Below are 13,774 nucleotides of genomic sequence, written 5' to 3'. Positions count from 1 at the left end.
GATCGCTATACGTGGTACTCGCCGCAGTTCACGTCGAGGGTCTGGCCGGTAATGGCATTGGCCCAGGGCGAGGCGAGGAAGACGACGGCGCGGGCGATCTCGTCCGGCTCGGGCAGCCGCTTCAGATCGGATTTGGCGGCGGTCTGTTCGTAGACCTGCTCGGGGGTGATGTTGTACTTCTTGGCGATCTCGCCGAAATACCACTTCAGCTGATCGGTCCAGATGTAGCCGGGTGCCACGGTATTGACGCGAACGCCCTTGGGCCCCAACTCGGTAGCCAGCGTCTGCGACATGGCCAGCAGCGCCGACTTCGCGACCTTGTAGCTGCCGTAGCGGGGTTCGGAGTGCCGCAGCACCGCCGAGTTGATCATGACAACCGAGCCCTTGCTCTCGGTGAGAGCCTCCGTGAACGCCTGAGTCATCCGCAGACCGCCCAGTACGGTCAGATCGATACTGTCCCGAATCTGCTGGTAATCGGTGCGCGCCAGCGGCTTCATGGACGGCACCGCGAACGCATTGTTCACCAGCGCATCGACACGCCCGAAGGTCTCCAGCGTGCGCGCCACCAGATTCTGCACGGCCGCGTCATCGGTGATGTCAGTAGCGACACAAAGGGTTTCACCACCATCGGCCTCGATCTCGGCAGCAACCTCCTTCAACCGCGATTCGGTGCGCGCCGCCAGCACAACCTTCGCACCGGCCGCGGCCGCCTCCAGGCAAATCGACCGACCCAAGCCCGGACCCACTCCGCTCACGACAACCACCCGATCCGCCAGCAGACCGGTCCGCAGCCGCGCCGCTTGTGCAGGAGCCGCCGAGACGCCGGCCCCGCCCGCAGCATCCCCGGCCGCAGGGACGCCAGCCCCGCCTGCGGCATCCGAGGCCGTAGGGGCGCCAGCCCCGCCTAGGGCGTCCGGGGTTTCAGGGGCTTGCCCCTGAGAGCTACGAGAGTTGTCACTCATCCGAGCATCCTTTCGCCGAATCCGCGCTGCCGGGCGGCGATGCGCTCGCGCCAGCCCGCGTCGTCGATTCGATTGTGGGTATGGTGCGGCAGCCGTTCGGCCACCTTGTCGAAGGGCACGAGTTCGACGGTGGGACCGTCGGATTCGGTGATGGGTCGGGCGACGCGCTGCCAGCGGAACTGCAGAATGCCCCGGGTGCGGCCGGTGGTCTCGATCCAGTTGGCAATGCCGGGATTGCGGTGCGAGACCACCATGCGAATCAGGCCGTCCGGATCCACCTGGGCCTGTTGATGATTCAGGCTGGTCTGGTGGTTGACGTAGTCGAGGGAGATGTACCAGCGGCTGCCCAGCTGGAAACCCTGGTACGGCGCATCGGATTTCGGAACCGTGATGATGAGCGCCTGATCGTCGGCCAGGTCGTAATGCCCCACCGAGGAGTACTGGGTGCTCAGCCCACCGGGGGTGAGCCGGGGCTCGGTGAGGGTGTTGACCGGCAGGTCCAAGTAGAACCACTTGGGGAAGTTGAACCAGGTGTGCACGCGAGTCAGCAGCATGCGCCCGGCGGCACGGTACCGCTTACGCAGTTGCGCCACACCGGGTTCGGTGGGTGCGGTGCCGACGGTGTCGACCCGCTCGATGCGAATGGAGCCCTTGCGCTCGGCATTCCAATCGCCGTAAACCTCGCGCACCGCGAGCATGGACGCACCTTCACCGAGCTGGAAATAGCCGGGCTCCGGATTCTCCTTCGGCGGCCCGAACCGCAACTGGTAGCTGCCGTCCGCGGCGATATCGAGCCGCCGGTCGTCGAAGGCGTCGTCCCCATTGGGCACATCGGTGGCGGTGTAATCGCCCTTGAGCACTTGAAAGCTCAGGTCGACGGTGCTGCCGCGCAGGCCGGTGAGCAGGTACTCGCCCTGCGGATCGACATTCGCGTGGTAGTACAGCGTGTCGGGATTGTCGAGGCCCATCTTCGTATAGGGCCCGGTGGAGGTCACGAAATAGGGATGTGAGGTGCCGTGCGCCCGCGACAGTTGCAGCACGGCGGCGATACTGCCCTGCAGATAGTCGTAGCCCTCGGCCAGATCGTGCTCATCACGAATGAATTCCGCTGTGGCGATGAGCTTCTCCGCCTCCGCGACTGCGGCAAGAAAGGGCTCGGTGAGCGGCAGTTCCGCCTGTTCGATATCGGGTTGGTCCATCAGTTGTCTGCGATTCCTAGTTCTCGGCGAATGTTCCGGGCGATGTCGGCGGGCGTGCCGTCGCCGGGCGTAATGGTCAGCTCGGCGTATTCGGGCCGCTCGTAGGGTGAGTCGATGCCGGTGAACTCGCGCAGTTCCCCGGCGCGGGCGCGTTTGTACAGGCCCTTGGGGTCACGCAGCTCGCACTCCTCGAGGGGCGTGTCGACGAAGATCTCGTAGAAGCGCAATCGCTTGTCGTCGTGCATCTTCCGGGCATCGCGGCGCTGGTCGCGGAAGGGGCTGATGAGCGAGACGATGGCCACCACCCCGGCATCGGCGAACAGTGCGGCCACCTCGGCGACGCGGCGGATGTTCTCGCGCCGGTCCGCGTCGGTGAAGCCGAGATTGCTGGTCAGTCCGTGCCGCAGATTGTCGCCGTCGAGCAGGTACGCGGGCTGACCGGAGGCGATCAGCTGGCGTTCCAATTCCACCGCGATGGTGGACTTTCCGGATCCGGACAGCCCGGTGAGCCAGATGGTCGCGCCGGTGGAGAGCCGCTGGGTGCGATCGACCGCCGACTTGTGCCAGACCACGTCCTCGCGCGGCGGCCGCAGGCTGTGACCGGGGCGGCCGCTGGGGAGTTCGGCGGGCCCGGAGCTGCGGCCGGTGATCATGCCCGCCGCCACCGTCTGATTCGTGGTCTCGTCGACGAGGATGAAGCTGCCGGTCGCGCGATTGTCCCGGTACGGGTCGAACATGATCGGCGACCGGCTGTGCACGGTGACGCGCCCGATATCGTTGAGCCCCAGCCGATCCGCGTCCGTCTGCCGGTGCAGGGTGTTCACGTCGAGCCGGTAGTCCAGCTCGCTCACCCGCACCTTCGAGGTCTGGGTGGCGGTGCGGATCGAATAGTCGTTGCCGGCGCGCAGTTCGGTGGTCTCGGAGAACCAGCACACCATGGCGTCGAGATCGCGATCCAGATGCGGCTGATTGCCGGGCCGGGCGAGCATATCGCCGCGGCCGATATCGATATCGTCGTCGAGGGTGAGCGAGACCGCCATGCCGGTGTACGCCTCGTCGACCTTGCTGCCGCCCGGTCCCCAGATCTGCCCGACCCGGCTGGCGCGTCCGGAGGGCAGCACCACGACCTCGTCGCCGGGTTTGAAGATGCCGCCGGCAATGGTGCCCGCATAGCTGCGCTGGTGGTCGCCGTGCGGGCGGATCACGTACTGCACCGGCAGGCGTGCGTCGATGAGATTGCGATCGGAGGCGACGTGCACCTCCTCGAGATGCCGCAGCAGCGGCGGTCCCGGATACCAGGGGGTGTTGGCGGAGGTTTCGACGACATTGTCGCCGTGCAGCGCCGAGAGCGGCAGGAAGCTGAGGTCGCCCACGTCGAGCTTGGTGGCGAAATCCGCGAACTCCGCGCGGATCTCCTCGAATCGCTGCTCGGAGAAGTCGACGAGATCCATCTTGTTCACGCACAGCACCAGGTGCCCGACGCCGAGCAGCGAGGACAGGAAGGCGTGCCGGCGCGTCTGCTCCGAGACGCCCTTGCGGGCGTCGACCAGGATGAGGGCCAGGTCCGCGGTGGAAGCCCCGGTCACCATATTGCGCGTGTACTGCACATGCCCCGGCGTATCCGCGATGACGAATTTCCTTCGGGGCGTGGCGAAGTAGCGGTAGGCGACATCGATGGTGATGCCCTGCTCCCGCTCGGCCCGCAGCCCGTCGGTGACCAGCGACAGGTCCGGGCCGCCATTGCCGCGCGCGATGCTGGCGCGTTCGATGGCGTCGAGCTGATCGGTGAACAGCGCCTTGGAGTCGAAGAGCAGGCGCCCGATGAGCGTCGACTTGCCGTCGTCCACGCTGCCCGCGGTGGCCAGCCGTAATAGGTTGCGGCGCATCAGAAGTAGCCCTCTCGCTTGCGATCCTCCATGCCGGAGTCGGAGATTCGGTCGTCGGCGCGGGTGGCGCCGCGTTCGGTGAGCCGGGTGACGGCGGTTTCCGCGATCACCTCGGCCGGGGTGGCGGCCGCGCTCTCGATGCACCCGGTGCAGGTGGCGTCGCCGACGGTGCGGAACCGCACGGTGGTCTCGAAGGCCCGCTCGCCCGGGCGCGGGGTCAGGAATCGGTTGTCCGCCAGCAGCATTCCGTCGCGCTCGATAACGGTGCGGCGATGCGCGTAGTACAGCGGCGGCAGCTCCACTTCGGCCTGGTCGATGTATTCCCAGATATCCAGCTCGGTCCAATTCGACAGCGGGAACACCCGGATGTGCTCGCCCTGCCGGTGCCGGCCGTTGTACAGATTCCACACCTCGGGCCGCTGCGCCCGCGGATCCCAGGCCCCGTACTCGTCGCGGAAGCTGAACACCCGCTCCTTGGCGCGCGCCTTCTCCTCGTCCCGGCGCGCCCCGCCGAAGACCGCGTCGAAGCGGTATTCCCGGATGCTGCGCAGCAAGGTGGTGGTCTGCAATCGATTCCGCGTCTCGCCGGCGCGCTCGGTCACGCGGCCCGCGTCGATGTCGGCCTGCACGCTGCCCACCAGCAGCTGCGCCCCGAGCCGGGCGGCCGTGCGGTCCCGGAAGTCGACGACCTCGTCGAAATTGTGCCCGGTGTCGATGTGCAGCAAGGGAAACGGCAGCGGGGCGGGCCAGAACGCCCGCCGCGCCAGCTCCAGCATGACCGCCGAGTCCTTGCCCCCGGAGAACAGCAATACCGGCCGCTCGAAGGTGGCCGCGACCTCTCGAATGATGTGCACCGATTCCGCCTCCAAGGCGGCCAGATGCCCCAACTCGTACCCCGTGCGCATAGTCACTCACTCGCCCGCGCCATCCGCCAACTTGCGTTGTCGAATATTCGACGCTATCGTTCGATAATGTGACATCGACGATAGGGCGGCAGCCTGCGCCGGGTCAATACCTCGCGCGGTTTTCACCCCATGCCGACTATGACCGTCTCGCCCCACCGCCACCCCCGTAATCGCACTACCGTCATCCACATCCCGACTACGACCGCACCGAGGACGACTTGCCTGAATTCAGCACCGCCACAGCGCTATCCGCGGCTTCGGACGAGCCCGTAGCGGTCGCCGGTTCCCCCGAGGCCCCCGCCTCTCCCCCCACCCGGCGCGTGGTCCAAGCCATCGAGCTGCTCTCCCGCCACCCCGCCGAGCACCTCTCGCTGGCGCGCATCATCCGCGGCACCGGCATGTCCCGCGCCACCGCGCACGCGGTCCTGTCCCAGCTCACCGCCGACGGCTGGACCATTCGCGACGGGGACGGCAATTACGGCCTGGGCCTGGGTCTGCTCGCCGTGGCCCGCCGCGCCGAGTCGGCCTTCCCCCTGCGCCGCGTAGCCCTCGACGCCATGCGCAAACTCTCCGCCCTGCACGACATCCCGGTATTCCTCGCCGAACGCGACGCCGACTCGATCCTCATCACCGAAGTCCTCGGCACCCCCTCGGTCCCCTGGATCCGCATCGGCCGCCGCCTCCCCCTGGCCCCGCCGGTAGCCCGCGAATTCATCGCCTGGGCACCGGATTCCGAACGCCGCTCCTGGCTGGACGCCGCCGACCCGGCCCAACGCCCCCGCCTCGAATCCGTCCTCGAGGCCATCCGCACCCGCGGCTACACCGTAGAACGCCTGGCCGACGACTCCGCCCCCATGCTCGAAGCCCTGACCGCCCTCCGCCACTCCCCCGTCACCGACCCCCTCCGCCACCGCCTCAACGCCCTCATCACCGACCTCATCACCATCGACTACCTCCCCGACGAACTAACCGACCACAACGCCGTCGTCTCGGTAGCCGCCCCCCTCTTCACCGCCAACCGCGTCACCGCCTCCATAGTCGCCTGCCCCGACACCAACCTCACCGCCGCCGCCCTCGAAACCCTCGCCGCCGACACCATCGCCGCCACCCACTCCATCCCCCGCTGAAATCGCCCGCGCCGCCAAGGCATCGATGGCGTGCACGTTCACCCGCTCGTCGGGCTAGAGCCCACCACGCAGCGCTTCCCGGCACGGTTCCGTGGCCGGGTCCGGTCACCCCGCGCGCAGCTGGTAGAGCGCCATGACGCGCACCAACTGCGGTGTGCGGGGCGCGTTCTCGGCCAGCCACGCGACTCGCTGCCCGGCCAGCGCCAGTTTCGCATCGCCAACGGCCGGGCGACGCAGCGCCAGCCGGCACGCCCTCTGCACCGTGTCGGCCAAGTCCTGCGCAGCAGGGCAAGCTGGACCCCATGGCCGATTCGATCTTCCGCACAGCGGTCCCCGGGGACGAGGCCCCGCTCGCCGACCTCAACCGGCGCGCCTGGTCCCCCGCCGCCGATATCACTCCGCGTCCGCCCCGGGGCGCGGCGTTCTTCGGTGAAGCCAGCGATCCGCGCGACTATCTGGTCGCCGAACTGGATGGGCGAGTGGTTGGTTATCTCCGATTGGTGCAGCCGATTCCAGTGCCCAGCGCCGCTCACGTCCGGCAGATTCAGGGCTTGGTCGTGGATGAATCGGTGCGCGGCCGGGGCATCGGGCGCGCCCTGCTGGAACGAGCTCTGGCGGAGACCCGTCTCCAAGGCGCAACCCGTTTGACCCTGCGGGTGCTGGCCACGAACCCTGCGGCGCGCCGCCTCTACGAGGACATGGGCTTCGAGGTCGAGGGAATTCTGCGCGGCGAGTTCATCATCGAGGGGCGGCTCGTCGATGACATTTTCATGGCGCGCGCTGTGTGACGGGTGATCGGCGGGCAGGATCGGGTCATGGAAACGCTTCGCTCGCGTGAGGTCTATTCGAATCAGTGGATCACGGTCCGGGAGGACGTCATTCGCCAGGCGGATGGCGAACCCGGGATTTACGCCGTGGTCGACAAGTCGGACTTCGCGGTGATCATTCCGCGGGACGGGGATCGGTTTCACCTGGTCGAGCAGTTCAGGTACCCGCAGCAGAGGCGCTGCTGGGAGTTTCCCGGCGGCGCGCTGCACAATGGCGAAGCCTTCGACGCGACCGCGACCGCCCATCAGGAATTGCGGGAGGAGACCGGGTTACGCGCCGGGCGGATGACCTACCTCGGCCGAATTTCGCCGGCGCCTGCGACGTGTAGTCATCACGGGCATATTTTTCTCGCGACCGAGCTCGAAATCGGTGAGCCGGAACGGGAGCCGTCCGAGCAGGACATGCGCGCGGCCTGGTTTTCGCGCGCCGAACTGGAATCGATGATCGCGAGCGGGAAGATCACCGACGGCGACACGGTGGCGGGGTACATGCTGCTGCTGTTGCACGAGCGGGCGAACCCGGCTTGACCTGTTCCGAACGCGGGCGGCGGGCGAGGAGCCTGCCGGCACCCTCGTCGCCGCACTGACCGAAGTGACCACCACCGGCCGCCCGCTGCCGGATGCGGGCCGCTGCCGGTGCCGGTTCACGGGGCCGATCCGAGCCCCCACTGCCGCCCGAAATGAGGGCGCCCCAACGGAATCCGGCTACGGGTGATGGGCGGGGGCGAGGGCGGTGCGGGCGTCCATGAGGGCGAATCCGAGGAGGTTCTCGCCGCGCCACTGCGCGGGATCCTGGGCGGCGGGATTGTCGGCGCCCAGGCCGATGCCCCAGATGGTGTCGCGGGGAGCGGCTTCCACCAGGACCTTGCCGGCGGTGGCGAGCAGGAAGTCCCGGAGTTCGTCGTGCTGGCCGAATTTGGCGATGCTGCCGCGGACCACGATGTCGTAGCGGTGCGCCACCCAGGCGTCCTGGTCGAAGCCGCGGACGGCGCGGCCGATGCGTTTGGCGTCGGCGGGGGTCTCACTCTCCAGGACGCGGGCGCGCATGTCCTCGTCGCCGAAGAGGTGGGCCTTCTCGGCCATCATGAAATGTTCTGCGCTGCGGTAGGTCTGGCCGTCCACGGTGAACTCGACCGGCCACCACTGGCTTAGGACCCATTTGCCGACCGCGTGGCCGGGGGTGCGGGTGTGACCCCAGAAGAAGAGGAACTCCGGTCTGGAACCGTCTGCCATGTCAGCTGTCAGCTGCGCCCTGTCCACGACACCGGACGATAGCCCACACCTCTGACACCGTCCGCTGATTATCCGGCGCGTCATACGACCCGCCGCAGGCTATGTCGCGCCGCATCCGGTCAGCGCGCCGCGGCCGGTCAGCTGGCCAGTGCCCGCAGCCGCGCCATCACCGAGGGCGAGGGATGATCGTCCACGCGATAGCGCGGCGGATCGTATCCGGGTACGGGCGTGAGGGTTACGAGCGCGGCGACATCGGACCAGGCCACCCGGAAGGCATTGGTCTCGGTGATGACGAACAGGATGTAGTCCGCGTGCGGGAGCAACGTGGGCGTGCCGCCGGTCCAGGGCGTCATGGTGTGCTCGGTGCCGTCGGGCGCGCGCAGGTGCATGAGCGCGCTGATGGCCTCCTCGCGATTGTCGTCGGCGCGCAGCTTGTCGGTCTGCCCGCCGTACACGGCTGCGGCCAGGCGCGTCTCGGCGTGCCGGATGGACTGCCAGGCCGGATGTCCGGCGGGGACCCGGTAGGGAATGAGCTCACCGTCGTCGTCGATGGTGTAGGGCACGGGCGAGAGCGGCCGCAGCGCCTCGTCGTAGCGTTCCTCGGCCAGCGCGAGCACCTGGTCGAAGGTGCCGGGATCACCGCCGAGGATCACCAGCATCCCGGCGTGCCCGGGCAGGAAAACCACTGGGCGCGTACCGCTGCGGGCCTCGGCGCCGGCCAGCCAGCCGCCGACCAGCGGCAGCGAGCCGACATAGGAATCCCCGTCCTCGTCGGCGAAGTCGAGCACCTGCGCACCCGCGGCGGGTTCGAACGCCGACAGCGTGCTCATGGCGATATCGGTCAGGTTGTAGTGCGCGGTGCTGAAGACCTCGTCGGCCGCCACACCCCAGGCGGCGAGGTCGGCGGTGGTGACGAAGCGCATGGTGGACGGATTGTCCACGACCACCATCTCGCTCAGGAACGGCAGTACGGGACGGGTGAGCAGCACATCGCGGGCGCGGATGCCCGCCATGCCGAACTGGCTGCGGTCCGCGGGCCGCAGCACCGGCCGCAGCCGCTTGGCCGCCTCCTCCCAGGGTTCGGCCCGCTGATCGGTCAGGAACGGCTCCACCAGATCCGCCACCCGCTGCACCCGTTCGTGCTCGGGCCGCCCCTCACACCGCTTGAACAGCGCCTCCAGGCTCAGTTTCGCGTAGCTGTCGCTGCCCCGCCGCCGCACCACGACCTCGAAGGCCTCCTCGTCGAACTCCGCCGATTCCACCGCGTCGTATGCCAGCACCTGGGCAAGAACCTTGTTGCCGAACCGATTTCGCGCCGACCCGAAGACACCACCGAGAAAGCCCATGAATCGGACTATACGCACGGCGGATGACAGTCCGGCTACACCGAACGCGCATCCGACACACCGCGCTCGTACCCGGAATTCGCGGACGTGTCCGGCACAGTTCAGCTGATGTTGAGCTCGCTGATGAAAGGTCGGCGCATGGCTACATTCTCGCGACGCACCCTGTTGCGCACCTCCGCCGCCGGGCTGGTCATCGCCCCCGGTCTGGCGGCGTGCTCGTCCAATGACGGTCCCGGGCTGGTACGCGAAAGGCCGATATTGACGCACGGGGTCGCGGTCGGCGATCCGCGCAGCGACGGCGCGCTGATCTGGGCGCGCTCGGACCGGCCCGCGAAGCTCATTGTCGAGACCGCCGCCACCGAATCCTTCAACGACGCCAAGCGTTTCGAGGGCCCCATGCTCACCCCGGCCTCGGACGGCACCGGGCGGATTCGCGTCAACGGCCTGCCCGCCGGGCAGCAGGTGCACTACCGGGTGACCCTGGAGGGCGAGGGCGGGGCGGTCTCCGAGGCCGTCACCGGCGTCTTCCGCACCGTGCCCACCGCGAATTCGGATATCAAGCTGCTGTGGTCCGGCGATACGGCCGGGCAGGGTTTCGGCATCAACCCGGATCTGGGCGGCATGAAGATCTTCTCCGCCATGGCCGCACGCGACCCGCACCTGTTCCTGCACTCCGGCGACTGCATCTACGCCGACAACGCGCTGAAGGAATCGGTCACCCTCCCGGACGGCCGGATCTGGCGCAATACCGTCACCGAGGCCAAGAGCGCCGTGGCGCAGACCCTCGACCAGTTCCGCGGCAACTACGCCTACAACCTCAGCGACGAGAACTACCGGCGTTTCAATGCTTCGGTCGCGCAGCTGGTGCAGTGGGACGACCACGAGACCGTGAACAACTGGTTCCCCGGCGGCACGGTCGCCGACGGCAAGGGCTACACCGAGCGCAGCATGGACACCCTCGCCGCGCGGTCCTGGCAGGCCTTCCACGAGTGGATGCCATTGGAGCCCAAGGAGGCCATGGACGGCCGCTTGTTCCGCAAGGTGTCCTACGGCCCGCTGCTGGACGTGTTCGTGCTCGACATGCGCACCTACAAGGACGCGAACAATGCCAACACCGCCCCGGACGGCCGCATTCTCGGCCAGGCGCAGACCCAGTGGCTCATCGACGGCCTGCGCGAGTCCCGGGCCACCTGGAAGATCGTCGCCAATGATCTGCCGCTGGGCCTGATCGTCAAGGACGGCGAGACCGCCTTCGAAGGCGTCGCCAATGCCGACCCGGGCGCCCCGTCGGGCCGCGAATCCGAGATCGCCGAGGTGCTGTCGGCCATCAAGGCGAACAAGGTGACCGGTGTCGTCTGGCTGACCGCCGATGTGCATTACACCGCCGCGCACCGCTATTCGCCCGAGCGCGCCGCCTTCAAGGATTTCGATGAATTCTGGGAGTTCGTGTCGGGCCCGCTGAACGCGGGCGCGTTCGGTCCGAACAACCTGGACGGAACCTTCGGCCCGGAGGCCGTTTTCGTGCACGCGCCGCCCGCGCAGAACACGTCTCCGCTGGATGCGGCGTACCAGCATTTCGGCGAATTGACCATCGACGGCCGGTCCCGCGAACTCACGGTAAACCTGTGCGATGCGACCGGAAACGTGCTGTTCACACAGCGTCTGAACCCCGCTAACTGAGACGCCGGTCCAACCCCGAGCACGATCGGCGCGACTGTGGTTAGCTGTAGCGCCATGAGCACGCCCGTCTCCACTCACCCGGATGAATTCCTGCCCCGCGATACCGCGGATGTCGTTCGTACCGTTCGGGATTCGCGCAAGTCGACGAAACCGCTGATCATCCGCGGTGGGGAGCGGCCGGACGAGGAGCTGGCGCCGCCGGAGCAGGGCGCGGTGCTGTCCATGCGGAAGATGAACCGCGTGCAGGTGGTCGACGCGGACGCCCGGACTGTCCGGGTGCAGGCGGGGGCGCGGCTGTCCGATATCGACCGCACCCTCGCCGCGCACGGGCTGGGGCTGCCCATTGTCGGCGACCATCGGGACATCACGGCGGGCGGGTTCGCGGCGGTGGGCGGGCTCAGCGCCGCCTCGCACCGATTCGGCATGTTCTCCGACAATGTGGTGGAGCTCGAATACGTCGATCAGGACGGGCGATTCGGGACCTGCGGGCGCACCCATCACACCGAGCGGTTCCGGCGCATCCTGGGCGGGGGCGGGCGCACCGGGATCATTACCGCGCTCACCCTCGAGGTCGCGGATATGGACAAGGACCGCATCTGGCTGACCACCGACGCGCACCGGTTCCTGGATTTCGATACCTGGGTGGAGCATTCGTTCAAGGAGATCCAGTCGCCCGGTGATTCCATGCTCCAGGTGGGCCGCTGGGTGGATACCGCGCCACTGAAGGTGGCACGACCGGTCGGTACGGGAACCGTGCAGCTGGGCACCGTCCGCTTCGGCCAGTGGTCCAGCCTGCACCCCACCACCCCGAACCTGTCGCTGCGCGCCCGCCGCGAGGTCGGCGCGCGCGCCCGAAAGTCCCTGGGCGCCATTGCCGCCTCCGCGGGCGGCCGCGCCGGCATGCCCGTGCGCAATGCCGCCGCCGGTGCGCTCATGTTCGCTCCGAAGGTGCTGACACTGCGCGATGCGGAGTATCTGGCCGATACCGTCATCTCCTCCTCGGAACGCGGTCCGGCCTACCGCATCTCGGTGTTCGCGCCGCTGTCGAACTACACCCGGGTCTTCCACGGCCTGCACGACCTGTTTGCCGGGCATCGCGAGAAGACCGGCTGCTTCACCGTCATTTCCGCCATGACCTATGGCGTGCGGTCCCGCTACCTGCGCGAACTCGATAACGAGGACCACGGGTTCATTACCTTCACCTGTCGTTTGCGCCCGGCCGCGCTGCCGTCGGAGTTGTTGCGCGACATCGTGTCCGGAATCGACGAGATCTGCGTCGCCGAACGCGCCCGGCGTTATGACCCAACCGATTAGAATGTGTTCCGCCGCACTTCCAGCAACGGGCTAGCAGCCTGATCGGCCGCGAGCCCTGGGGAGTGCGGCGCAGTATCGGTACTGTCGGCGGGGCGCCGGTGCCATCATCGTTCGTGAGTGAAGGTTGCCTGTCCCATGATCGAATTCCGTGCTGCCCGCCGTCCCCGCCCCGCCGGCTCCATTACCGGAAAACGCATAGTCATCACCGATGCGTGCTCCGATATCGGTCGCGCCAGCGCCCGATTACTCGCCTCCCACGGCGCAGAGGTTCTCCTCGTCGCGCGCCGCGGGAGCCAACTCGTCGAAGACTGCGCCGCCATTATCGAATCCGGCGGCCGCGCCCACTGGCATCGCTGTGACATCTCCGCCCTGGGCGACGTCGACCAGCTGATCGAATGGCTGCTCACCGAATTCGACAGCATCGACGTCCTGATCAACAATGCCGGCCGCCCCACCCGCCGCCCCGTCCTGCAATCCCTGGACCGCTTCGCCGACTACCAGCGCATGATGGCCGCCAACTACTTCGGCCCGCTGCGCCTCACCCTCGGCCTCCTCCCCGCCATGCTGGCCGGCGGCTCCGGCCACGTGGTGAATGTCGGCCCCTGGTCCCTCACCACCGGCGCCGCCCCCAATTTCGCCTCCTACGCCAGCTCCCAGGCCGCCTGGACCACCTTCGGCCAATGCGCCGACGCCGAACTCTCCCCCCGCGGCATCCACATCACCGCCGTCCACTACCCGGCCTTCCGCATAGACCCCACCGCCCCCACCTACTACACCGAGAGCCCGCTCTTGGAGCCCGCCGAAGCCGCCCGCTGGATAGAAACCGCAATCCGCACCCGCCCCACCCAAATCCACCCCCGCTTCCCCCGAGCCCTCCTCGGCCTGGCAGGCATGGCCCCCCGCTCCACCACCCGCCTCAAACACGCCCTAGGCATCTGAAACTCGCCCGCCGATGAGGGGAAGGCGGGGCCGAACCCCTTGCGGCCCCGCCTTTCACAACCACCTGGACAAACGATCACCGGGAACTGGTGGCGGCATCCGCCGAGAAGCCCCCGCCACCAGTTCCCGGTCGACGTTGTTTCAGATGCGACCTCAACGCTGGCGCGCCACCTTTCGCTGCCGCCGCCCGTCGGCACCAGCCGCCTGGGCCGCGCCTGCTGTTCCCTCCCTCCTTCGCCACCCCGCCCCCGCTGCCCTAGCAGCGGGGGCGGGAACAGCAAAGCGCCCCATCCGAATTCGGGTGGGGCGCTCTGCTGTGCAGCTCCTTGCTTCTCGGGTCCGAGGTGGTACTCGAA

Annotated in this window: 13 protein-coding genes; 6 read left to right on the top strand and 7 right to left on the bottom strand. The window is 68.0% G+C overall.

What is annotated here, in order from left to right:
- Positions 1–5: 5 nt before the first annotated feature.
- The 4 genes from ACFVIV_RS34280 to cysD are packed head-to-tail and all read right to left on the bottom strand — an operon-like array spanning position 6 to position 4,952.
- Positions 6–962 carry an SDR family oxidoreductase gene (locus ACFVIV_RS34280; RefSeq protein ID WP_379203666.1) on the bottom strand — a complete coding sequence of 319 codons (957 nt, stop codon included), beginning with the start codon at positions 960–962 and terminating at the stop codon, positions 6–8.
- Positions 959–2,161, bottom strand: coding sequence for a hypothetical protein (locus tag ACFVIV_RS34275; protein WP_379203664.1), 1,203 nt, complete (start codon positions 2,159–2,161; stop codon positions 959–961). Before ACFVIV_RS34275 ends, ACFVIV_RS34280 begins: the two co-directional genes overlap by 4 nt.
- Entirely contained in the window at positions 2,161–4,047 is a 1,887-nt protein-coding gene (gene cysC, locus ACFVIV_RS34270; RefSeq protein ID WP_379203662.1) for an adenylyl-sulfate kinase, read from the bottom strand. Before cysC ends, ACFVIV_RS34275 begins: the two co-directional genes overlap by 1 nt.
- Positions 4,047–4,952, bottom strand: coding sequence for a sulfate adenylyltransferase subunit CysD (gene cysD / locus ACFVIV_RS34265; protein WP_379203660.1), 906 nt, complete (start codon positions 4,950–4,952; stop codon positions 4,047–4,049). Before cysD ends, cysC begins: the two co-directional genes overlap by 1 nt.
- A 218-nt stretch (positions 4,953–5,170) precedes the next feature.
- Between cysD and ACFVIV_RS34260 the strand changes: the two genes are divergently transcribed.
- A complete protein-coding gene (locus ACFVIV_RS34260) occupies positions 5,171–6,079 on the top strand; it encodes a helix-turn-helix domain-containing protein (protein ID WP_379203658.1) in 909 nt (302 codons plus the stop codon).
- 105 nt (positions 6,080–6,184) lie between these two features.
- Here ACFVIV_RS34260 and ACFVIV_RS34255 read toward each other — a convergent pair whose 3' ends face one another.
- Positions 6,185–6,340, bottom strand: a complete 156-nt coding sequence (locus ACFVIV_RS34255; protein WP_379203656.1) for a hypothetical protein — start codon at positions 6,338–6,340, stop codon at positions 6,185–6,187.
- A gap of 41 nt (positions 6,341–6,381) precedes the next feature.
- On the opposite strand from ACFVIV_RS34255, the gene ACFVIV_RS34250 reads away from it, so the two are divergent.
- Positions 6,382–6,867 (top strand): GNAT family N-acetyltransferase, encoded by a 486-nt coding sequence (locus ACFVIV_RS34250; RefSeq protein WP_379203654.1) that lies wholly within the window; start codon positions 6,382–6,384, stop codon positions 6,865–6,867.
- A gap of 3 nt (positions 6,868–6,870) precedes the next feature.
- On the top strand, positions 6,871–7,434 hold the full coding sequence (locus tag ACFVIV_RS34245; protein ID WP_379203652.1) for an NUDIX domain-containing protein: 564 nt from the start codon (positions 6,871–6,873) through the stop codon (positions 7,432–7,434).
- 177 nt (positions 7,435–7,611) lie between these two features.
- On the opposite strand, the gene ACFVIV_RS34240 is transcribed toward ACFVIV_RS34245, so the two are convergent.
- Together ACFVIV_RS34240 and ACFVIV_RS34235 are read right to left on the bottom strand one after the other, a co-directional pair.
- Positions 7,612–8,166 carry an NADAR family protein gene (locus ACFVIV_RS34240; RefSeq protein WP_379203651.1) on the bottom strand — a complete coding sequence of 185 codons (555 nt, stop codon included), beginning with the start codon at positions 8,164–8,166 and terminating at the stop codon, positions 7,612–7,614.
- A 110-nt stretch (positions 8,167–8,276) separates the two neighbouring features.
- Positions 8,277–9,485 carry a hypothetical protein gene (locus ACFVIV_RS34235; RefSeq protein WP_379203649.1) on the bottom strand — a complete coding sequence of 403 codons (1,209 nt, stop codon included), beginning with the start codon at positions 9,483–9,485 and terminating at the stop codon, positions 8,277–8,279.
- A gap of 138 nt (positions 9,486–9,623) precedes the next feature.
- Between ACFVIV_RS34235 and ACFVIV_RS34230 the strand changes: the two genes are divergently transcribed.
- The 3 genes from ACFVIV_RS34230 (at position 9,624) to ACFVIV_RS34220 (ending at position 13,418) form a co-directional block, all read left to right on the top strand.
- Positions 9,624–11,165, top strand: a complete 1,542-nt coding sequence (locus ACFVIV_RS34230; RefSeq protein ID WP_379203647.1) for an alkaline phosphatase D family protein — start codon at positions 9,624–9,626, stop codon at positions 11,163–11,165.
- Between the two features lie 54 nt (positions 11,166–11,219).
- Positions 11,220–12,479 carry an FAD-dependent oxidoreductase gene (locus ACFVIV_RS34225; RefSeq protein ID WP_379203645.1) on the top strand — a complete coding sequence of 420 codons (1,260 nt, stop codon included), beginning with the start codon at positions 11,220–11,222 and terminating at the stop codon, positions 12,477–12,479.
- 135 nt (positions 12,480–12,614) lie between these two features.
- The gene (locus ACFVIV_RS34220; RefSeq protein ID WP_379203643.1) at positions 12,615–13,418 is read left to right on the top strand and encodes an SDR family NAD(P)-dependent oxidoreductase; all 804 of its coding nucleotides are present in this window, start codon (positions 12,615–12,617) and stop codon (positions 13,416–13,418) included.
- Positions 13,419–13,774 lie beyond the last annotated feature (356 nt).

It is taken from the genome of Nocardia sp. NPDC127526 (assembly GCF_042672265.1).
Taxonomy (GTDB): domain Bacteria; phylum Actinomycetota; class Actinomycetes; order Mycobacteriales; family Mycobacteriaceae; genus Nocardia.
Note: the sequence above shows the minus strand (reverse complement) of the source record. Positions and strands in the feature narration are given on the sequence as shown.

Excerpts from the sequence above, each read along its gene's own strand:
- ACFVIV_RS34250 (WP_379203654.1), top strand. The coding sequence starts at position 6,382 with ATGGCCGATTCGATCTTCCGCACAGCGGTCCCCGGGGACGAGGCCCCG.
- ACFVIV_RS34280 (WP_379203666.1), bottom strand. The coding sequence starts at position 962 with ATGAGTGACAACTCTCGTAGCTCTCAGGGGCAAGCCCCTGAAACCCCG.
- cysC (WP_379203662.1), bottom strand. The coding sequence starts at position 4,047 with ATGCGCCGCAACCTATTACGGCTGGCCACCGCGGGCAGCGTGGACGAC.
- ACFVIV_RS34230 (WP_379203647.1), top strand. The coding sequence starts at position 9,624 with ATGGCTACATTCTCGCGACGCACCCTGTTGCGCACCTCCGCCGCCGGG.
- ACFVIV_RS34220 (WP_379203643.1), top strand. The coding sequence starts at position 12,615 with ATGATCGAATTCCGTGCTGCCCGCCGTCCCCGCCCCGCCGGCTCCATT.
- cysD (WP_379203660.1), bottom strand. The coding sequence starts at position 4,952 with ATGCGCACGGGGTACGAGTTGGGGCATCTGGCCGCCTTGGAGGCGGAA.
- ACFVIV_RS34225 (WP_379203645.1), top strand. The coding sequence starts at position 11,220 with ATGAGCACGCCCGTCTCCACTCACCCGGATGAATTCCTGCCCCGCGAT.
- ACFVIV_RS34275 (WP_379203664.1), bottom strand. The coding sequence starts at position 2,161 with ATGGACCAACCCGATATCGAACAGGCGGAACTGCCGCTCACCGAGCCC.
- ACFVIV_RS34235 (WP_379203649.1), bottom strand. The coding sequence starts at position 9,485 with ATGGGCTTTCTCGGTGGTGTCTTCGGGTCGGCGCGAAATCGGTTCGGC.